At 70.3% G+C, this 19,494-nt stretch carries 16 protein-coding genes; 6 read left to right on the forward strand and 10 right to left on the reverse strand.

The features are described 5' to 3' along the window. Positions 1–11: 11 nt before the first annotated feature. The gene (locus CKW28_RS01000; RefSeq protein WP_003924496.1) at positions 12–1,832 is read left to right on the forward strand and encodes a phosphoenolpyruvate carboxykinase (GTP); all 1,821 of its coding nucleotides are present in this window, start codon (positions 12–14) and stop codon (positions 1,830–1,832) included. 56 nt (positions 1,833–1,888) lie between these two features. Here CKW28_RS01000 and CKW28_RS01005 read toward each other — a convergent pair whose 3' ends face one another. Continuing rightward, positions 1,889–3,076, reverse strand: a complete 1,188-nt coding sequence (locus tag CKW28_RS01005; RefSeq protein ID WP_003924495.1) for a mechanosensitive ion channel family protein — start codon at positions 3,074–3,076, stop codon at positions 1,889–1,891. Positions 3,077–3,215: 139 nt separating this feature from the next. Here CKW28_RS01005 and fadD4 point away from each other — a divergent pair, with 139 nt between their 5' ends. Both fadD4 and CKW28_RS01015 read left to right on the forward strand, forming a co-directional pair. Beyond that, entirely contained in the window at positions 3,216–4,739 is a 1,524-nt protein-coding gene (fadD4, locus tag CKW28_RS01010; RefSeq protein WP_003924494.1) for a fatty-acid--CoA ligase FadD4, read from the forward strand. Beyond that, the gene (locus CKW28_RS01015; RefSeq protein ID WP_003924493.1) at positions 4,736–5,623 is read left to right on the forward strand and encodes an enoyl-CoA hydratase/isomerase family protein; all 888 of its coding nucleotides are present in this window, start codon (positions 4,736–4,738) and stop codon (positions 5,621–5,623) included. Before fadD4 ends, CKW28_RS01015 begins: the two co-directional genes overlap by 4 nt. A 45-nt stretch (positions 5,624–5,668) precedes the next feature. Here the strand turns inward: CKW28_RS01015 and CKW28_RS01020 are convergent, their stop codons facing one another. Together CKW28_RS01020 and CKW28_RS01025 are read right to left on the reverse strand one after the other, a co-directional pair. Then, on the reverse strand, positions 5,669–6,385 hold the full coding sequence (locus CKW28_RS01020; RefSeq protein WP_003924492.1) for a GntR family transcriptional regulator: 717 nt from the start codon (positions 6,383–6,385) through the stop codon (positions 5,669–5,671). Positions 6,386–6,388: 3 nt separating this feature from the next. Continuing rightward, entirely contained in the window at positions 6,389–7,549 is a 1,161-nt protein-coding gene (locus CKW28_RS01025) for an acyl-CoA dehydrogenase family protein (RefSeq protein ID WP_003924491.1), read from the reverse strand. Positions 7,550–7,620: 71 nt separating this feature from the next. Here CKW28_RS01025 and CKW28_RS01030 point away from each other — a divergent pair, with 71 nt between their 5' ends. From CKW28_RS01030 to CKW28_RS01040, 3 genes are read left to right on the forward strand one after another with little or no spacing between them, the layout of a single operon-like run. Then, complete coding sequence (locus CKW28_RS01030; protein WP_040546238.1) at positions 7,621–8,616, forward strand: MaoC family dehydratase; 996 nt, start codon at positions 7,621–7,623, stop codon at positions 8,614–8,616. Between the two features lie 44 nt (positions 8,617–8,660). Then, positions 8,661–9,788 carry a CoA transferase gene (locus tag CKW28_RS01035; protein WP_003924489.1) on the forward strand — a complete coding sequence of 376 codons (1,128 nt, stop codon included), beginning with the start codon at positions 8,661–8,663 and terminating at the stop codon, positions 9,786–9,788. Then, a complete protein-coding gene (locus CKW28_RS01040) occupies positions 9,782–11,092 on the forward strand; it encodes an amidohydrolase family protein (protein WP_003924487.1) in 1,311 nt (436 codons plus the stop codon). Before CKW28_RS01035 ends, CKW28_RS01040 begins: the two co-directional genes overlap by 7 nt. Here CKW28_RS01040 and CKW28_RS01045 read toward each other — a convergent pair whose 3' ends face one another. The 7 genes from CKW28_RS01045 to CKW28_RS01075 all read right to left on the reverse strand — a co-directional run bounded on the left by CKW28_RS01045 (position 11,093) and on the right by CKW28_RS01075 (position 19,414). Continuing rightward, positions 11,093–12,295, reverse strand: coding sequence for an SfnB family sulfur acquisition oxidoreductase (locus CKW28_RS01045; protein WP_040546280.1), 1,203 nt, complete (start codon positions 12,293–12,295; stop codon positions 11,093–11,095). A 14-nt stretch (positions 12,296–12,309) separates the two neighbouring features. Then, positions 12,310–13,482 carry an LLM class flavin-dependent oxidoreductase gene (locus CKW28_RS01050; protein WP_003924484.1) on the reverse strand — a complete coding sequence of 391 codons (1,173 nt, stop codon included), beginning with the start codon at positions 13,480–13,482 and terminating at the stop codon, positions 12,310–12,312. 19 nt (positions 13,483–13,501) lie between these two features. Beyond that, a complete protein-coding gene (gene sfnG, locus CKW28_RS01055; protein ID WP_003924483.1) occupies positions 13,502–14,626 on the reverse strand; it encodes a dimethylsulfone monooxygenase SfnG in 1,125 nt (374 codons plus the stop codon). A gap of 30 nt (positions 14,627–14,656) precedes the next feature. After that, positions 14,657–15,943: an acyl-CoA dehydrogenase family protein gene (locus CKW28_RS01060; protein WP_081475436.1), complete on the reverse strand. Its 1,287-nt coding sequence runs from the start codon at positions 15,941–15,943 to the stop codon at positions 14,657–14,659. A 199-nt stretch (positions 15,944–16,142) separates the two neighbouring features. Beyond that, a complete protein-coding gene (locus CKW28_RS01065; protein WP_003924481.1) occupies positions 16,143–17,321 on the reverse strand; it encodes an acyl-CoA dehydrogenase family protein in 1,179 nt (392 codons plus the stop codon). A 1-nt stretch (position 17,322) separates the two neighbouring features. Continuing rightward, the gene (locus CKW28_RS01070; RefSeq protein ID WP_040546237.1) at positions 17,323–18,438 is read right to left on the reverse strand and encodes an acyl-CoA dehydrogenase family protein; all 1,116 of its coding nucleotides are present in this window, start codon (positions 18,436–18,438) and stop codon (positions 17,323–17,325) included. A gap of 61 nt (positions 18,439–18,499) precedes the next feature. Continuing rightward, positions 18,500–19,414 (reverse strand): alpha/beta hydrolase, encoded by a 915-nt coding sequence (locus tag CKW28_RS01075; RefSeq protein ID WP_003924479.1) that lies wholly within the window; start codon positions 19,412–19,414, stop codon positions 18,500–18,502. Positions 19,415–19,494: the final 80 nt, after the last annotated feature.

A 19,494-nucleotide genomic window follows, 5' to 3' on the forward strand; every position in this document is an offset into this window, starting at 1 on the left:
AGGAGAGCCACATGACCGCGACCATTCCGGGTTTGGACACCGCACCGACGAAGCATCAAGGTCTGCTCGCCTGGGTTCAGGAGGTCGCAGAGCTGACACAACCGGATCGCGTGGTGTTCACCGACGGCTCCGAGGAAGAGGCGGCCCGGCTGACCGAGCAACTCGTCAAGGCCGGCACCTTCACCAAACTGAACGAGGACAAGAAGCCCAACTCCTACCTGGCGCTGTCCGACCCCTCCGACGTCGCGCGGGTCGAGTCGCGCACGTTCATCTGCTCCGAGCGGGAGATCGACGCCGGTCCGACCAACAACTGGATGGATCCGACCGAGATGCGCCGGACCATGACCGACCTCTACCGCGGCTGTATGCGGGGCCGCACCATGTACGTGGTGCCGTTCTGCATGGGGCCGCTGGCCGCGGAGGACCCCAAGCTCGGCGTGGAGATCACCGACTCCGAGTACGTGGTGCTGTCCATGCGGATCATGACCCGGATGGGCAAGCCCGCCCTGGAGAAGCTGGGTGACGACGGCTTCTTCGTCAAATGCCTGCACTCGGTGGGAGCCCCGCTCGAACCCGGCCAGAAGGACGTGCCGTGGCCGTGCAACGACACCAAGTACATCACCCACTTCCCGGAGACCCGGGAGATCTGGAGCTTCGGCTCCGGCTACGGCGGCAACGCGCTGCTGGGCAAGAAGTGCTATGCGCTGCGGATCGCCTCGGCGATGGCCCACGACGAGGGCTGGCTCGCCGAGCACATGCTGATCCTCAAACTGATCTCCCCGGAGAACAAGGCCTACTACATCGCCGCGGCGTTCCCGTCGGCCTGCGGTAAGACCAACCTCGCGATGATCCAGCCGACCATCCCGGGCTGGCGGGCCGAGACCCTCGGCGACGACATCGCCTGGATGCGGTTCGGCAAGGACGGCCGACTGTACGCGGTCAACCCCGAGGCCGGGTTCTTCGGCGTCGCGCCGGGCACCAACTGGAAGTCCAACCCGAACGCGATGAAGACCATCGAGGCCGGCAACACCGTGTTCACCAACGTCGCGCTGACCGACGACGGTGACGTGTGGTGGGAGGGCCTGGAGGGCGACCCGCAGCACCTGATCGACTGGAAGGGCCGCGACTGGACGCCCGACTCCGACGAGAACGCGGCGCACCCGAACTCGCGCTACTGCACCCCGATGTCGCAGTGCCCGTCGCTGGCGCCGGAATGGGACGACCCGCAGGGCGTGCCGATCTCGGCGATCCTGTTCGGCGCCCGCCGCAAGACCACGGTGCCGCTGGTGACCCAGGCCAACGACTGGCAGCACGGGGTGTTCATCGGCGCGACCATGGGCAGCGAGCAGACCGCCGCGGCCGAGGGCAAGGTCGGCACCGTGCGCCGTGACCCGATGGCGATGCTGCCGTTCCTCGGCTACAACGTCGGGGACTACTTCCAGCACTGGATCGACATCGGCAAGAACTCCGACGAGACCAAGCTGCCGAAGATCTTCTTCGTCAACTGGTTCCGCCGCGGCGACGACGGCCGGTTCCTGTGGCCCGGGTTCGGCGAGAACAGCCGGGTGCTCAAGTGGATCATCGAACGCGTCGAGGGCCGCGCGTCCGGGCAGACCACCCCGATCGGCACCGTCCCCACCGCCGAGGATCTCGACCTCGACGGGCTGGACGTGGACCCGGCCGACGTGGAGGCGGCGCTGGAGGTCAACGCCGAGGAGTGGCGCGAGGAGCTGCCGCTGATCGAGGAGTGGTTCGAGTTCGTCGGCGAGAAGCTGCCCACCGGCGTCAAGGACGAGTTCGAGGCTCTCAAGCAGCGGCTGGGTTCGCAGTAACCCCCGGTTTTCCGCGAGCAGTCACACGATCGCACCCCGGCGTCGCCCGGGGGCCGTCATCCGGCGGGGCCTTCGAACGTGCGGGCCCGCTGCTGGGCCTCGGCGCTGCCGGAGAACAGCCCCTCCCCGCTGGGACGGCGTGAATAGGCGAGCCCCCGCTGCGGCCCGCCCGCTGGGGCGGCCGTGGCCGGCTCGAACCGCCAGCGCGGCAGCGCCCCGGTGCCCTGCCGCTGCAACCACTTGACCATCGCCTCACGCACGGCCGTGCGCAGACCCCACAGCGCGCTGGAATTCGGGGCGCTGAGGGTGATCCAGACCCGTACGTGGCCGCCGGTGGCGTCGGTGACCTCCAGCACGCCGAGCCGGCCGTCCCACAGATCGTCGTTCGCGGCCAGGATGTGGTCGAGTTCGGCGCGCATCTCGTCCAGCGGCACGGTGAAGTCCACGTCGAGTTCCACCAGCCCCATCACCTCGGTGGCGTTGCGGGTCCAGTTCTCGAACGGGGTGGTGGTGAAGTAGGTGCACGGCAGGATCAGCCGGCGTTCATCCCAGATGGTGACCACCACGTAGGTCAGCGTGATTTCCTCGATACGGCCCCACTGTTTCTCGATGACAACGACATCGCCGACCCGGATCGCGTTGGAGAAGGCGATCTGCAGCCCGGCGAACATCGCGCCCAGCGAGGTCTGGGCGGCCAGACCGGCGACGACCGACAGCACTCCGGCCGAGGCGAACAGCGTGGTGCCGATGTCGGCGAACGACGGGAACGTCATCAGCGCGGCGGCCGTGCCGAGCACCACCACGATCGCCACCGTCAGCCGGCGCAGCACCGTCACCTGGGTGCGGACCCGGCGGCGGTGCAGGTCGGCATCGGTCAACCCGGTGTCACCGCCGGCGAAGCGGGCGATCACCCGCCGCTCGGCTACCTGTACCAGCGTGGCGATCATCCAGGTGATCGCCCCGATGAGCAGGATGCGCAGCAGGTGGTCGGCCCCGCCGCGCCACGGCGCTTCGGTGTCGGCGCGTTGCAGCGCGATCCCGGCGGCGATGATCATCAGGATCACCCGGACGGGGTGGCGGGTCAGCAGCGCGATGTCGGCGAGGACGACGCTGCGCCGGCCCACCCGGTGCAACACCCAGGACAGGCCCATTCCCAGGAAATAGGCGGCGGTGACGGCGCCGGCCACCCAGGCGAGGGTGACGGCGAGTTCGGTTGCGGACGTGAGTTGGGACTCCTCGGGCATGACTGCTTTCGGGTCGGGTGCATTCCGGGCCACGGCTACCCGTTCCCACCTGGGCGTCAATCCTTTCGGTCATCACGCGTCGGCGGCGTGATCCCGCACCGGTTGACAGGTGTCAAGTGACGCATCGTAAAGTCATGGCATGCAGATCCGCGAGCATGCCGAAGCGACGCCTGACAAGCCCGCCGTCATTCTGTATCCGTCCGACAAGGTCGTGACGTTCGGCGAACTCGAGGCCCGCGCCAACCGGCTCGCGCACTTCTTCCGCGAGAACGGGCTGCGCGAAGGCGACACCGTCGCGATCCTGATGGAGAACAACGACCACATCTTCACCGCGATGTGGGCGGCCCGTCGCAGCGGCCTGTACTACGTGCCGATCAACACCCATCTGACCGCCGCCGAGGCCGCCTACATCATCGACAACAGCGCCGCCAAGGCGATCATCGGATCCGCCGCGCTGCGTGACACCCTCGCCGATCTCGGGGAGCATCTCCCGGGCGGGCTGCCCGAGCTGCGGATGATCACCGACTCGGATCTGCCCGGCTGGCAGCGCTACCCGGAATGCGTTGCCGGTCAGCCCGATACGCCGATCGCCGACGAACTCGAGGGCGACCTGCTGCAGTACTCGTCCGGCACCACCGGCCGGCCCAAGGGTATCAAACGCGAACTGCCGCACGTCCCGCCGTCGGAGGCGCCCGGCATGCTGTCGATGCTGGTGAACGTCTGGATGCAGCCGCCCGACTCGGTGTATCTGAGCCCGGCGCCGCTGTACCACACCGCACCGTCGATGTGGTCGATCAGCGCGCAGGCGGCCGGCGTCACCGTCGTGGTGCTGGAGAAGTTCGACCCGGAACGCTGCCTGGAGGCCATCCAGAAGTACCGGGTGACCCACGGGCAGTTCGTGCCGGTGATGTTCACCCGGATGCTGAAACTGCCCGAATCGGTGCGCAACTCCTACGACGTGTCGAGCCTCAAGCGGGTCATCCACGCCGCCGCGCCCTGCCCGGTCGAGATCAAGAAACAGATGATCGACTGGTGGGGCCCGATCATCGACGAGTACTACGCGTCCTCCGAGGCGCACGGGTCGACGCTGATCTCCGCCGAGGAGTGGCTGCAGCACCCCGGCTCGGTCGGCAAGCCGATGCTCGGTGCGGTGCACATCCTCGACGAGGACGGCAACGAGCTGCCGCCCGGTCAGCCCGGCGAGATCTACTTCGAGGGCGGCAACAGCTTCGAATACCTCAACGACCCGGAGAAGACCGCGGCGTCGCGGCATCCGAAGGGCTGGGTCACCGTGGGCGACGTCGGCTACGTCGACGAGGACGGGTACCTGTACCTGACCGACCGCCGGCACCACATGATCATCTCCGGCGGGGTGAACATCTACCCGCAGGAAGCCGAGAACATGCTCGTCACCCATCCGAAGGTGATGGACGCCGCGGTGTTCGGGGTGCCCGACGAGGAGATGGGCGAGCGGGTGAAAGCGGTTGTGCAGCTGGTCGATCCGTCGGAGGCGTCCGATGAGCTGGCCGCCGAGCTGATCGAGTGGCTGCGCGACCGGCTGGCGCACTACAAGTGCCCGCGGTCGATCTCCTTCGAGGAGCAGCTGCCCCGCACCGACACCGGCAAGCTCTACAAACAGGAGCTGATAAAGAAGTATTCGTGAGCATCCTGCAACTGGCCGACGGTGTGGTGATCGGGCTCGGGGAGCCGGTCGACGACGCGACATTCACCCTGACCGAAAAACCGACCGACGACCGCCGCGCCGTCACCGTCGAGTCGGTGCAGGACACGCTGGACCTGCTGCGGGAACGCTGCGGGAAGTGGCCGCAGACCGCGGCGGTGTGCGACGACGTGCTGCGCTCGATCGATCCGGACGGGCCGACGCGGTCCGGGGTGATCACCGAGTCGCTGGCCTACTCGACGCTGCAGTCCGGATCGGAGTTCGCGCGCTGGCTGGCCGAGCGGGGGCCGAAGACGGTGCCGCAGCTGCCCGACCCGGTGCTGGCCACCCGCGACGGCGACACCCTGCGGGTGGTGTTCAACCGGCCGCAGCGGCACAACGCGTTCTCCACCGATGCCCGGGCCGCGTTGCTCGAGGCGCTGGAGGTGGCGCGGCTGGACCCGTCGGTCACCGAGGTGGTGCTGACGGGTAACGGGCCGTCGTTCGGAAGCGGCGGGGATCTGGCCGAATTCGGGTCGTTCGACGATCCGGCCGGCGCGCATCTGGCCCGCACCCGCCACAGCCCGGCGCTGGTGCTCGCCGAGCTGACCGAACGGCTGGGGCCGCGGTGTCGTGCCGAGGTGCACGGCCTGGTGCTGGGCAGCGGGCTGGAGATGGCGTCGTTCTGCGGGCATGTCACCGCGCATCCGGACGCCGTGTTCGGGCTGCCCGAGTTGGAGTTGGGGCTGATCCCGGGGGCCGGCGGGTGTGTCAGCATCACCCGCCGCATCGGCCGCTGGCGGACGGCGTATCTGGTGCTCACCGGCCGCCGCATCGACGCCGTCACGGCGCTGCGCTGGGGTCTGGTCGACGCCGTCTCCTCGTGATTTCGGCGTGCTCACGTTCGCTCAGCGATCGTCAGCACGCCGAAATCACTCTCGGCGCAACGTCACCCGGTAGGTGTACTGCTCGGGCAGGAAGTGGCTCACCGACAATTCGACGGGCCGGCCGGTGCGGTCGCTGTACAACCGGTCGATCCGCAGCATCGGATGACCGGGTTCGACGCCGACCGCGTCGGCGGTGTCGTCGTCGGCCGGGGCGACCGTGATCGACTGCGCCGCCTGGTCGATCGGCTCCTCCAGATGCGGCTCCAGCAGCCCGATGACGGTGTGGGTGCTCACCGCGCCGGTCCTCAGTTCCGCGCAGCCGTGCAGGTGGTGGGCCGCCCGATCGGGCAGATGCACCACCGTGGACACGAACGGCGCCCCGGCGTGCAACCGGCGGAACACCACGGTGTGGACGACGTCGTCGTCGAGCCGTAACCGGCTGGCGGCGTCCACGTCCACCCGGCGTCGCAGCCCCGACCTCACCTCCATCGTGGTGTCGTCGGACAGGGCCATCAGATCCTCGATCGACCCGAACTGCCGCAGATACCGGTCGGCGGCGTAGGTGCCGCGCCCCGGCACCCGGTACACGCTGCCCTCGGCGACCAGATCCTGGAACGCGCGACGCACGGTCTGCCGCGAGACCCCGTACTGCGCCATGAGTTCGGACTCGGTGGGCAACCGAGTACCGTCGCGGTACCGGCCGGCGGCGATATCGTCGCGCAGCCGGTCCCGCAGCACCTGATAGGCCGGCCGGGGACGCACCGGTCAGATCCCGCCCCGGGCCACGAGTTGGCTGACGATGACGTTGCGCTGGATCTCGTTGGTGCCTTCGCCGACGATCATCAGCGGGGCGTCGCGGAAGTAGCGTTCCACGTCGAATTCGGTGGAGTAGCCGTAGCCGCCGTGGATGCGCACGGCGTTGAGCGCGATCTCCATGGCGACCTCGGAGGCGAACAGTTTGGCCATGCCGGCCTCCATGTCGCAGCGCTGGCCGCTGTCGTAGCGTTCGGCGGCGTAGCGGGTGAGCTGGCGGGCGGCGGTGAGTTTGGTGGCCATGTCGGCCAGGTAGTGGCCGATGGCCTGATGCTTCCAGATCGGTTGGCCGAAGCTCTCCCGCTGCTGGGCGTAGGCCAGGGCGTCCTCCAGGGCGGCGGTGGCCACTCCCAGCGCGCGGGCGGCGACCTGGATGCGCCCGGTCTCCAGGCCCTTCATCATCTGCGTGAAGCCCTTGCCGGGCTCACCGCCGAGGATCGCCGAGGCCGGCACCCGGCAGTCGTCGAAGACCAGCTCGCAGGACTCCACCCCCTTGTAGCCGAGTTTGGGCAGATCGCGTGACACCGACAGCCCGGTGGTGCCCTGTTCCACCAGCACCACCGAGATGCCCCGGTGCCGCGGGGTGGCGTCGGGATCGGTCTTGCACAACAACGCGATCAGCCCGGAGCGCCGGGCGTTGCTGATCCAGGTCTTGGCGCCGTTGATCACCAGGCCGCCGCCGGGGCCGGGCAGCGCGGTGGTGGTCATGTTCTGCAGATCCGATCCGCCGCCGGGCTCGGTGAGCGCCATGGTCGCGCGGATCTCGCCGGTGGCCATCGCCGGCAGGTAGCGCTGTTTCTGTTCCTCGGTGCCGAACAGCGTCAACAGTTTGGCCACCACGGTGTGCCCGCCCATCGCCCCGGCCAGGCTCATCCAGCCGCGCGACAGCTCCTGGGTCACCTCGACATAACACGGCATCGACACCGGTGAGCCGCCGTAGGACTCCGGGATCGCCAGCCCGTAGATGCCGATGCGTTTCATCTGCTCGATCCACGCCTGCGGATATTCGTTGGCGTGTTCGACCTCGCGCACGGTGGGCTTGACGTCGCGGTCGATGAACGCCCGCACCGTCTCGACCAGCATGGTCTCTTCATCGTTGAGGTGTGCCGTCACCGTCGTCCCCTACTCGTCGAAAATGTACGGCCATATTGACATACCGGCGGCTCCATTGCAGCATCAACCGCGTGACTTTGTACGGCCAAACTCCGGGCGGTCCCTATTTCGACGATCTGCGCGTCGGTCAGGTCTTCGACTGGGCCCCGTCGATGACGTTGACGGCCGGCGCCGCGGCCGTGCACCAATCCATCCTCGGCGACCGGCTGCGCCTCGCCCTCGACGCCGAGCTCGCCGCCGCGGTGACCGGATCGGCCGGCCCGCTCGCCCACCCCGCCCTGGTGTGCGATGTGGCGATCGGGCAGTCCACCCTGGTCACCCAGCGGGTCAAGGCCAACCTGTTCTACCGGGGACTGCGGTTCCACCGCTATCCGGTCATCGGAGACACCCTGTTCACCCGCACCGAGGTGGTGGGTCTGCGGGAGAACACCCGCAGACCGGGCCGGGCGCCCACCGGGCTGGCGGCGCTGCGGATGACCACCGTCGACGACGCCGGACGGCTCATCCTGGACTTCCACCGGTGCGCGATGCTGCCCCTGAGCCCCGACGCCGGGGAGACCGGACACGCCGACGATCTGTCGGTGATCGGGACAGACCCGCTGCCGGTCGACGATCCGACCGCGTCCTGGAACGCCGAGGTGTACCGCGCCGAGGTGCCGGGCCCGCACTTCGACCCGGGTCTGGCCGGGACGGTGCTGCACAGCACCGCCGACGTGGTCAGCAGCGCCCCGGAGCTCGCCCGGCTGACCCTGAACATCGCCGCCACCCACCATGATTCACGTGCCGGCGGGCAGCGGCTGGTCTACGGCGGGCACACCATCGGGCTGGCGTTGGCGCAGGCCACCCGCCTGCTGCCCAACCTGGTCACCGTGCTCGGCTGGGAGTCCTGCGACCACACCGGCCCGGTGTACGAGGGCGACACCCTCTACAGCGAACTGCACATCGAGGCCGCCGAACCGCTCCCCGGTGACCGGGGCGGGGTGCTGCGGCTGCGCTCGCTGGTGCACGCCGTCGGCGATCCCGACCGTCAGGTGCTCGACTGGCGGTTCACCGCCCTGCTGTTCTGAGCCGGGTGGCTGAGCCGGCGGCGCCCGTGACCCACAATGGGGGCATGTGTGCGCTCGACATCCCACCCGCGGTGTTGGCGCACGCCCAGGGCATCGCCGGCCGGCTGGCGGAGCTCACCGGCATCGCCGTCGACGCCGAGGAACTGCTCACCGGCCGGGCCGCGCTGCTCGGGATCGCCCCCGACGGCCGGAGATCCGCCGGCGGGGCCACCCGGCTGTTGGAGGCCGCCGACGGCTGGTGCGCGCTCACCCTGTCCCGTGCCGACGACATCGCCGCGGTGCCCGCGCTGATCGAGGCGGACGAATCCGATGTCGACCCCGACGATCCGTGGCCGGCGGTCACCGCCTGGACCGCCCGGCAGCCCGCCGCCGACGCCATCGCCCGCGCCCGGCTGCTCGGCCTGCCCGCCGCGGTTCTCGGCGAAACCGCTGCCGCGCCACCGGTCGTGCGCCGGCTCGGGCTGCCGGCCGGGGCACGGTCCGCCCGCGGTCTGCTGGTCGCCGACCTGTCCTCGATGTGGGCGGGGCCGTTGTGCGGCCAACTGCTGCTGCGGGCCGGCGCGACCGTCGTCAAGGTGGAGAGCCCCACCCGCCCCGACGGCACCCGATCCGGACCATCTGTGTTCTTCGACTGGATGAACACCGGAAAGCTCAGCTACGCCGCCACATTCGACGAGCCCGAACCGTTGCGGGCGCTGCTCGGGGCGGCCGATGTGGTGATCGAGGGGTCACGGCCGGCCGCTCTGATCCGGCGCGGCCTGGGCCCCGACGACATCCCCGCGCGGCCCGGCCGGGTGTGGCTGCGCATCAGCGGTCACGGCACGTGCGGGGAACGCGCCGACTGGGTCGCCTTCGGCGACGACGCGGCGGTCTCCGGCGGTCTGGTCGGCACCACCGCCGACGGACCGCGGTTCTGCGGAGACGCCATCGCCGACCCGTTGACCGGGCTGCACGCCGCCCTGGCCGCCGTCGAGGCGCTGCACCGCGGCGGCGGCGAGCTGATCGAGGTGTCGATGGCGGCCACCGCCGCCGGTTACGCCGCGTTGCCGCCGGCGCCCCGGCCGGTGCCGGCGCTGAGGCCACCGGCGCCGGTGCCGCCGGCCCGGCCACTCGGCGCCGACAACGCCGTTGTGGACCAGTTGATCGCCGAGAGATCGGTCAGCCCATGCTGATCCGGCACGCCACCCTGCTCGACGGCCGCACCGTCGACATCCGCGTCGATCCCGGGCGGATCGCCGAGGTCGGCGCCGGGCTGGCGCCGCGGCCGGACGAGGAGGTGTTCGACGCCGGGTTCGGCACCGTCATCCCCGGCCTGCACGATCACCACCTGCACGTCTACTCCGCCGCCGCGGCACTCGACTCGGTTCGGGTCGGGCCCGGGCAGGTCCGGTCCCGCCGGGAGCTGGCCGATGTGCTCGCCGCCGCGAAACCCGGTGACGACGGCTGGATCCGGGCGATCGGCTATCACGAGGCGGTCGCGGGGTCACTGGATCGGCGTGCGCTCGACGAGATCGCACCCGATGTGCCGGTGCGGGTGCAGCACCGCAGCGGCGTGCTGTGGACGCTGAACTCGGCGGGCCTGGCCCGCATCGGGATGCCCGACCATCCCGACGGCCGGCTGCGCAGCGCCGACCCGGACTGGTCGAATTCGTTGCAGCGCCGCGAAACCCGAATCGCCGACCTCAGCGCGGAGCTGACCCGCTACGGCGTCACCGGGGTCACCGACGCCACCCCGGGACTGGATGTGGGCGACGTGGTCCGGTTGACGGGGATGAACCGCCGGGGCAACCTCAGCCAGCGGGTGAACTGTCTGGCCCCCGGCAAACGGATCCTGCACGACGACCGGCTCGACCTCACCGAGCTGACCGAGTGGATCGCGACCCGGCACGCCGCCGGCGGGGCCGTCGCGATCCACTGTGTGACCGCGGCCCAACTGGTGGTGACGTTGACCGCGCTGCGGGCCGTCGGCACCCATCCCCAGGACCGCATCGAACACGCCGCGGTGGTGCCCGACGACAGCCTCGAGGAGATCGCCGCCCTCGGGCTGACGGTGGTGACCCAACCGAATTTCATCGCCGAACGCGGTGATCAGTACCGCACCGACGTGCCCGCCGACGAGCACCATGAGCTGTGGCGGCTGAAATCACTGCTGGACGCCGGCATTCCGACCGCACTGTCGACCGACGCCCCGTTCGGTGACGCCGACCCGTGGGCCGCCATGCGCGCCGCTGTGCACCGCACCACCGGCAGCGGCGCGGTGCTCGGCGCCGACGAACGCATCGACGCCGGGACCGCGCTGCGGATGTTCTTCGGCACCGCGGACCGTCCCACCCGGCCGCGCACCGTCGAACCCGGTCAGCCGGCCGATCTGTGTGTGCTGTCCGCGCCGCCCGACCGGGTGCTGCGGGAGCTGAGCGCCGAACTGGTCAGCGCGACGATCGTCGGCGGGAAACCGGTGTATCAGAAACCGGTGTGATCACAGCTGGCCGTGCCGGGGCGGCCGGGTCCCCGACAGCAGGTACCGGCCGATGTGGTGCAGCTTCCACCGGGTCGGATCGTGCAGGGTGTGGGTGCGCGCATCACGCCAGAACCGGGACAGGTTCGCACTCACCGTCGCGCTGCGGGTACCGCCCAGCTCGAACAGCGCGGTGGAGGCCCGCAGCGCCGCCCGCTCCGCGGCCACCTTGGCCGTCGCCACCGCGATCGACGCCGCGGCCGCGGTGTCCTCGGTGAGATCGGCGGTGGCGGCGTCGACCGCCCGTGCCGCCTCGCCGAGCAACGCCTGCGCGGCCCGCACCGTGACGGCAACCTCGCCGGCACTCTGGATCAGCGTCGGATCGTCGGTGGCCACCGGCGCCCCGGATTCGAAATGCGGCCGGGCACGGGCCGCCAGACGTACCCCCTCTTCCAGTGCTGCGGTGGCGATCCCGACGTCCAGCGCGGCATGCCACAGCTGTGCGCGGGCGCCGTAGACGGTCGGCCGGCGGAAGATCGGGGTGAACGGCACCACATGGTCGGCCGGCACCCGCACCTCGTCGAGCGTCACCGACCCGGACGCGGTGGTGCGCTGCCCCATCCCGTCCCAGTCGTCGATCACGGTGAGGCCGGGCGCATGCCGCGGGACGAATGCCACCGCCTTGGGGGTGGCGGCGGTGGGCGCATCCGCCGCGTCGGCCGGCACCGAGGCCCGCACCACGATCCAGTCGGCGAACAGCGCACCGGTGGAATAGAACTTGCGTCCGGTCAGCAGGTAATCCCCGGCGCCGCGGCGCAACAGCACGGTGGTGTCGACGTCGATCGGATGCGGCCCCCGTTCGGACTGGGCGTTGGCGAACAGCGCACCCTCAAGGACCAGACCGTAGAAGAACCCGCGCTGCCGTTCGGTGCCCTGCAGCCGCAACACCTCCAGAAACGTGAAGTGCGAGTGCGGAATCTGCGCCACCGACGGATCACCGTGCGCCAGCAGCCGGAACACCTCGGCCAGCACCGTCGCCGGCACGTCGAGGCCGCCGTGTTCGGCCGGCACGCTCAGCGTCAACAGCCCGGACCGCTTCAACTCGCACACCTGCTCATAGGGCAGCAGACGTTCGGCGTCGCGGGTGCTCGCCTCCGCGGCGAACGACCCCGACAGCCGCGCGGCCACCGCCAGGGCCTCGGCGGTGTCGACGATCCGGGCCATGGTCAGCGGTTCGGTCACCGCGCGGCCCCCACGAACGGGATCGCCGCCGGCACCGGGCTGCGGTCGCCGGCACCGTCGAACAGGTTGCGGGACCGCAGGATCGGCACCACCCCCTCGCCGAACCAGAACAGCTCCTCGAGGTGCGGATACCCGGAGAAGATGAACTCCTCGATGCCGGCGGCCGCGTATTCGGCGATGCGGTCGGCGACCTCGGCGTGGCTGCCGACCAGCGCGGTGCCGGCGCCGCCGCGCACCAGGCCGACCCCGGCCCACAGGTTGGGCGCCACCTCCAGCGACCGCGCCGACCGCCAGCTGCCGTCGGCCCGGTTGGCCTGATGCAGCGCCAGCATGCGGCGCTGCCCTTCGGATTCGCTGCGGCGCAGCCCGGCCTGCGCGGCCCGCACGGTGTGCTCGTCGAGCGCTCCGATCAGCTTGTCCGCCTGCGCCCACGCCTCGTCGGCGGTGTCCCGGGAGATGGTGTGCAACCGGATGCCGAACCGCACGCGCCGGCCCTCGGCAGCGGCCAGGGTGCGGATCCAGTCGATCTTCTCGCGTACCGCGTCCGGCGGCTCACCCCAGGTGAGGTACACGTCGGCATGCCGGGCCGCCACCGGGCCGGCGGCCGTCGAGCTGCCACCGAAATACAACGGCGGCACCGGATCCGGTAGGGTCGGCAGGGCCGCATCCTCCACCCGGATGTGCCGGCCGTGGAGCGTGACGGTCTCCCCGGCCCACAACCGGCGCACCACCTCGAGGAACTCGTCGGCCCGCCGGTAACGCTCATCCTTGTCGAGATGGTCGCCGAAAGCCCGCTGCTCGTGCGATTCCCCGCCGACGACGACGTTGAGCAGGATCCGGCCCGGGGCGTGCCGGGCGAACGTCGCCGCCATCTGCGCCGACAGGGTCGGGCTGACCAGACCGGGCCGAAACGCCACCAGGAACCCCAGCGAGGTGGTCTCCCGGGCCAGCAGCGCCGCGGTGATGAACGCGTCCTCGCACCAGGCGCCGGTCGGGATCAGCGCCCCGGTGAAGCCGAACGTCTCCGCGGCCCGCACGATCGAGGCCAGGTAGTCGATCGACGCGTCCCGGTCGCCCCCGGCGGCGCCCGCCGGGGTGCCGTGGCCGCCGCCGACGATGAGCCGGCTGTCGCCGTAGGTGGGCAGGAACCAGTGCAGTTTGATCGTCACGATGTCATCACCCTCCGGGTCACTGGATGCCGACGAGTTCCCGGTCGGCGGAGTCGGCGCTCTCGATCTCGCGGACCAGCGGCAGCACCTTCGCGCCGAAGTACTCGATCTCCTCCTGGAAGTGCAGGAAGCCGCCCAGGATCAGGTCCACCCCGCGTTTGCGGTACTCGGCGATGCGTTCGGCGATCTGTTCGGGGGTGCCGATCAACCCGGTGCGGAAGCCGTCGTTGTACTGCACCAGATCCTCGAACGTGGAGTCGGCCCACATCCCCTTCTTGTCCGGTGTCGAGTTGCCGGCCTGCTGCACCGCGGCCCGGAAACCCTCCACCGCGGGCCGGTTGGCCTTGGCGATGATCTCGCGGAGGGTGTCCTTGGCCTCCTTCTCCGAGTCCCGGGCGATGATGAACCCGTTGAGACCGAACCTGACCTCCCGACCGGCGGCGCGGGCGTGCTCGCGCACCTCCACCACCTGTTCGGTGACGCCGTCGAAGTCCTTGCCGTTGGAGAAGTACCAGTCGGCGTAGTAACCGCCGTTGCGGCGGGCGGCGGTGGAGTTGCCGCCCTGGAAGATCTCCGGATGCGGCCGCTGCGGGGTGTTGACCGGCTTGGGTTTGAGGGTGAAGTCGTGGATGCGGTAGAAGTCGCCGCGGAAGTCCACGTCGTCCTCGGTCCAGATCTTGCGCAGCACCTGCTGGAACTCCGCTGCGCGCCGGTACCTTTCGTCGTGTTCCAGCCACGGCTCGCCGAGGTGGATGAACTCGTCCTTGAACCAGCCGGACACCACGTTGACGGCGAACCGGCCGCCGGAGAGTTGATCGGCGGTCGCGCCGAGCTTGGCCAGCACACCCGGCTGCCAGAGCCCGGGATGCACCGCGGCGATCACCTTCAGCCGCTGGGTGGCGAGCAGCAGCGCCAGGCTGAAACTGGTTGACTCGTGCTGGTATTCGGCACCGTAGCTGGCCTCGTAGCGGACCTGGGTCAGCGCGTACTCGAAACCGTTGTTCTCGGCGGTCCGGGCGAGTTCGGCGTTGTAGTCGTAGTTCCAGTCGGTGCGTTGTTCGATGTCGCTGGTGACCAGGCCGCCACTGACGTTGGGCACCCAGTAGGCGAACGTGACGTGATCGGCGATGCGTTCGGTGGACATGATGAGACCTTTCGGGATGGCGGGGAGGTGTCAGGGCCTGGGCAGCGGCGCGGTGCCGATCGCCCAGACGTAAACCGGTTCGGTGCCGTTGATCTCGTGGTCGCCGATGACCTTGGCCTTGAACACCGTCGGGTTGTGGCTGGACACGGTGCGGGCGTTGCGCCAGAACCGGTCCAGGGCGAACTCGTCGCGGACACCGGAGGCGCCGAGCGCGTCGAAGAGCTTCGAGGTGGCACGGGTCACCAGGTCGGTCGCGACCACCTGCCCGCGGGCGGTGGCGAGTTCGGCGGCCACATTGGCCTTCTTGTCGCGGACCGGGTCGCCGGCGCCGGCGTTCCGGGCCAGGGCGGCGCGGTGGGCGCGTTCGACGTCCTCGGCCGCCCGCAGGGCGATCGCCTCGGCGGCGAACGCGGCCGCCATCACCTCCCCGACGACCTGCTGAATCTGCGGGTCGGCGGCGTACCGGGGTGCGTTGCCGTGGCTGAACGTGCGGGTGCGGCCCCGGACCCGCTGGGCCAGTTCGGCAGTGGCGGCGTGGGCGATGCCGGCCAGGGTTGCGAGGTGGAACAACTGGTAGAACGCGGTCTGATACCGGAACCGGGTGGCGAACGGGATGAGGTTCTCGGCCGGAACCCGCACGTCGCGGTAGGTGGAGGTGCCCGACCCTGTGGTGCGCTGGCCGAACCCGTCCCAGTCGTCGGCGTGGGTCACCCCGTCGGCGTGTGCGTCGACCGCGGCGATGACGAACTCCCCGGTGTCGGTGCGCTGCGCGTACAGGTCGATCCAGTCGGCGAAGATGCTGCCGGTGCTGTAGAACTTCTGGCCGTTGACCACGAACGTGCCCGGGTCCCCGCTCGGGGCCACCTTGGTGTTGGCCTCGCCGAGCACGACGTCGCCGATCTCGGTCCAGGCGTTGCCGGCCAAATCCCCGGCGGCGAACCGCTGCCACCAGCGGTCCCGCCCCGGGCCGGGTGCGGCCACCAGCCGGTCCTCGGCGAACGCGAAATGGCCGCGAAGGGCCTGGGTGATGTTGGAATCCGCGGTCGACAGCTCGATCAGCAGCCGGGTCAGCTCGGGGATGGTGGCGCCGCGGCCGCCGGCGGACACCGGCAGCCGCACCGCACCGAAGCCGGCCGCCTTCAGCCAGCCGATCTGCTCGAACGGGAGCTCCCGGTCCCGTTCCCGCTGAACCGCGCCCGCCCGGATGCGGTCGAAGACCGGCCGGAACTCGGCGGCCAGAGCTTCAAACCGCTGTTCGTCGAAATACGGCACTGCCGAGGGGTTTACGGCAGGCGCGTGGTCAAGGCTGGCAGTCATGAAGTGTCCCTCGAAACGCTCGGTTGATGTGGGCGTCACGGCCTTCGCCGTGGATGAGGGACATGGTCGCCGGGCGGGAGGGCGCGGCGATACGGTTTCGATCAGCCTGATGAAATGGAAACGGCCGCGAGCGTCCGCAAAAGTACGGCAGCCATCGGCGTGTCGCGTACAGACACGGACGCTCGCGGCAGTTCGGAACTCAGTGGGGGAGGTCGCGGAAGGGTTGATCCCGGTAGGGATCCGGCTCCTTGGGCAGGCCCAGCACCCGTTCGCCGACGATGTTGCGCTGCACCTGGTCGGTCCCACCGCCGATCGACGTGAAATACGCGTTGAGCGTGCGGAACGTCACACCGTCACCGATCGGATGGTCCGGGCCGGCCAGCATCGACTCGGCGCCGACGATCTCGGTCTGCACCCGCGCGGTCTCGTGCAGGATCCGCGACATCGCGATCTTGCCGAGCGCCTGCAACGTCAACGACTCCACCTTGTCGCGGGTGGCCTTCGACCGCTGGGTGTTCCACCGGTTGACCGCCGCGAACTCGTCCATCCGGGCGATCCGCTGCCGGATGTAGGGATCATCGAGTCTGCCGGCCTCCCGGGCCATCTCGACCAGCGCGTTGCGCTGCTGGGCGGGGTCGTCCTTGGGTTTGCGGCTGGCCTTCGAGGTTCGGGCCAGATCACCCATCAGCCGCCGCTCATAGCCGAGCGCGACCTGCAGCACCGACCAGCCCTCGCCGGGCCGGCCGACCATGTTCTCCGCCGGGCAGCGGGCGTCGGTGATGAACACCTCGTTGAACTCCGACTCCCCGGTGATCTGGTGGATCGGCCGCACCTCGATGCCGGGTTGCTTCATCGGCAGCATGAAGAAGCTGATGCCCTTGTGTTTGGGCACATCCCAGTCGGTGCGGGCGACCAGCAGTCCGTAGTCGGCGGTCTGGGCGAACGACGTCCACACCTTCTGCCCGTTGATCACCCACTCGTCGCCGTCCCGTTCGGCCCGGGTGCGCAGACCCGCGAGGTCCGATCCGGCGCCCGGTTCGCTGTAGAGCAGACACCACCGGGTCTCACCGCGGATGGACGGCGGGATCAGCCGCCGCTTCTGCTCCTCGGTGCCCAGATCGTGCAGGGTGCAGGCGAACAGGTTGGCCCGGTCGTGGCCGGTGCCGGGGGCGCCCACCGCAGCGAATTCGGCTGCCACGATGCGGGACTGGGGGTCGGTCAGGCCGCGGCCGTACCACTGCGGCTCCCAGCTGGGAACCGCCCAGCCGGCCTCGAACACCAGCCGGGCCCATTCGGCGCGGTCCATCCCGGGTTTCCAGTTCGCGGCCAGCCACTCGCGGACCTCGGTCCGGACCTGATCGTCGGTCAACTCGCTCATGTCAGGCTCCAATCCGCTGCAGGTAGCGCTCACGGTGCCAGGCCGGATCGCCGAACAGTTGCGCGTCGGTGCGGGCCCGCCGCAGATACAGGTGCGCCGGATGCTCCCAGGTGAAGCCGATGCCGCCGTGCACCTGGATGTTGGTGGCGGCGACGTAGACGTAGGCGTCCGAGCAATACGCCTGGGCCAGCGCGAGATCGGCGAACCGGTTGGGCGCCTCGTCGGCGAAGGCCGCGGCGACGTGCCGGGCCGCCGACACCGCGGACTCGGCCTCCAGCAGCATGTCGGCGCACATGTGCTTGACCGCCTGGAAGCTGCCGATCGCCCGGCCGAACTGGAACCGGGTCCTGGCGTAGTCGACGGCCATCCGCATGGCGCGGTGCGCGCCGCCGGCCTGATCGCCGAGCAGCGCGACCGCGGAGCGGTCGAGCGCGGCGCCGAGCGCGCCGGCCCCGGAGCCCGCGGCGCCGACCGGGCGCGCCGGGGTGTCGGCGAACCGGACCCGGCCCATCTTGCGGGTCAGGTCGACGGTGGTCAGGGGGTCGATCGTGACGCCCGCCGCGTCACGCTCCACCGCGAACACCGCGGACCCCGCATCGGTGGCGGCCAGCACGTAGAACACCGCCGCGGTCGGCGCGTCGAGCACGAACGTCTTCTCGCCGGTGAGCCGCCACTCGTCGCCCGTGCCGCGGGCGGTGGTCGCCGGCACGTCGGGGATCAGCGCCGAGGACGTGCCCTCGGCATAGGCCACGGTGGCGATGAGCTCCCCGGCGGCGATCCTCGGCAGCACCGCCGCCCGTTCGTCACCGGCGCCGAGCTCGTCGAGCAGGTACGGCACCATGACCGCGCTGGACAGATACGGCCCGCACAGCAGCGCGCGGCCCATCTCCTCGGCGACGATGCCCAGCTCGACCGGTCCCGCGCCCGATCCGCCGAGGTCCTCGGGAATCACCAGGCCGAGCAGACCCATCCCGGCCAGCTCCTGCCACAGCGCCGGATCGTGGCCGGTGTCGGACGCCATCAACGTCCGCACCTGCTGCTCCGACGAGCGCTTCTCCATGAGGTCGGCGACAGCTTCGCGTAACGCCCGCTGTTCGTCGGCTACCGAATATGACACGTGTCAAGTATGGCGCGTGACGGGTGTGACTCCAAGCGCGGGTACCGGCGGACCCCGCCGGTCAGGCCGCCTCCGGCCGGAGCAGACCCCGCAGCATGGCGCACTGGCTGTCGAAGAACTGCCGGGAGACCCCGGCCCGCGGGGCGATCGCATCGAAGCCGTGGAAGGCCCCGGGAACCACCTCGACCTCACACGGCACCCCGGCCGCCCGGAGCCGCTCGGCGTACGCGAGGTCCTCGTCGTGAAACAGGTCGTAGGTGCCCACACCGATCCACGCCGGCGGCAACCCGGCCAGATCCGTCTGCCGCGCCGGCACCGCGACCTCCGGGTCGGCGTCGCCGAGATAAGCCGACCACCCGAACCTGTTGCTCGACTGATTCCACAGCCGCAGACCCGGGTGGTCCAGGTCGGTGCGGTGCAACGTGCGGTCATCGAGCATCGGATACACCAGCAGCTGGGCGACCGGTGCGACCTCACCGCGGTCGCGGGCCAGCAACGCCAGCGCGGCTGCCAACCCGCCGCCGGCACTGCCGCCGGCGATCACCACCCGCTGCGGGTCCACCGTCGGCAGCCGAGTCAGCCACAGCAGCGCTGCGTAGCAGTCCTCCAGGGGGATCGGATACGGATTCTCCGGAGCGAGCCGGTAGTCCACCGCCGCGACGGTGACATCCAGTTCCCGGGCGTAGCGCCGGCAGAGTGCGTCGTCCTGCGCGGCGCACCCGATGACGTATCCGCCGCCATGGATCCACAGCATCGCCGCACCGGTGCCGCCGCCGGGCGGCCGGAACAACCGGATCCCGATTCCGGACGACAATGTCAGCACCTCGATATCCCTGGGTGCGCGACGGGTCATCGGCCGGGTCGCCAGCCGCATCAACGGCAACGTCACCGGCGACACCGCCTGCCGGGGGATGAACCGGGCGAGCCGGCGCAGGTCGGGGTGGAAGTCGAGAGGGAGTTTGGAGGAGCGGGCCACCCGCTCAGTATCGCCGCACCGGTTGCGGCGCGTCCGGCAAACCTTTGAGGATGTGCGGTTCGGGGACCGCCGGACGGGGT

The sequence above is a fragment of the Mycolicibacterium thermoresistibile genome (genome assembly GCF_900187065.1).
GTDB classification, from domain to species: Bacteria; Actinomycetota; Actinomycetes; order Mycobacteriales; family Mycobacteriaceae; genus Mycobacterium; species Mycobacterium thermoresistibile.

What these genes read in the sequence shown, in the direction of transcription:
- CKW28_RS01005 (WP_003924495.1), bottom strand. Translation starts at nt 3,076, where the DNA reads ATGCCCGAGGAGTCCCAACTCACGTCCGCAACCGAACTCGCCGTCACC.
- CKW28_RS01060 (WP_081475436.1), bottom strand. Translation starts at nt 15,943, where the DNA reads ATGACTGCCAGCCTTGACCACGCGCCTGCCGTAAACCCCTCGGCAGTG.
- sfnG (WP_003924483.1), bottom strand. Translation starts at nt 14,626, where the DNA reads ATGTCCACCGAACGCATCGCCGATCACGTCACGTTCGCCTACTGGGTG.
- CKW28_RS01065 (WP_003924481.1), bottom strand. Translation starts at nt 17,321, where the DNA reads ATGAGCGAGTTGACCGACGATCAGGTCCGGACCGAGGTCCGCGAGTGG.
- fadD4 (WP_003924494.1), top strand. Translation starts at nt 3,216, where the DNA reads ATGCAGATCCGCGAGCATGCCGAAGCGACGCCTGACAAGCCCGCCGTC.
- CKW28_RS01040 (WP_003924487.1), top strand. Translation starts at nt 9,782, where the DNA reads ATGCTGATCCGGCACGCCACCCTGCTCGACGGCCGCACCGTCGACATC.
- CKW28_RS01045 (WP_040546280.1), bottom strand. Translation starts at nt 12,295, where the DNA reads ATGGCCCGGATCGTCGACACCGCCGAGGCCCTGGCGGTGGCCGCGCGG.
- CKW28_RS01035 (WP_003924489.1), top strand. Translation starts at nt 8,661, where the DNA reads ATGTGTGCGCTCGACATCCCACCCGCGGTGTTGGCGCACGCCCAGGGC.
- CKW28_RS01000 (WP_003924496.1), top strand. Translation starts at nt 12, where the DNA reads ATGACCGCGACCATTCCGGGTTTGGACACCGCACCGACGAAGCATCAA.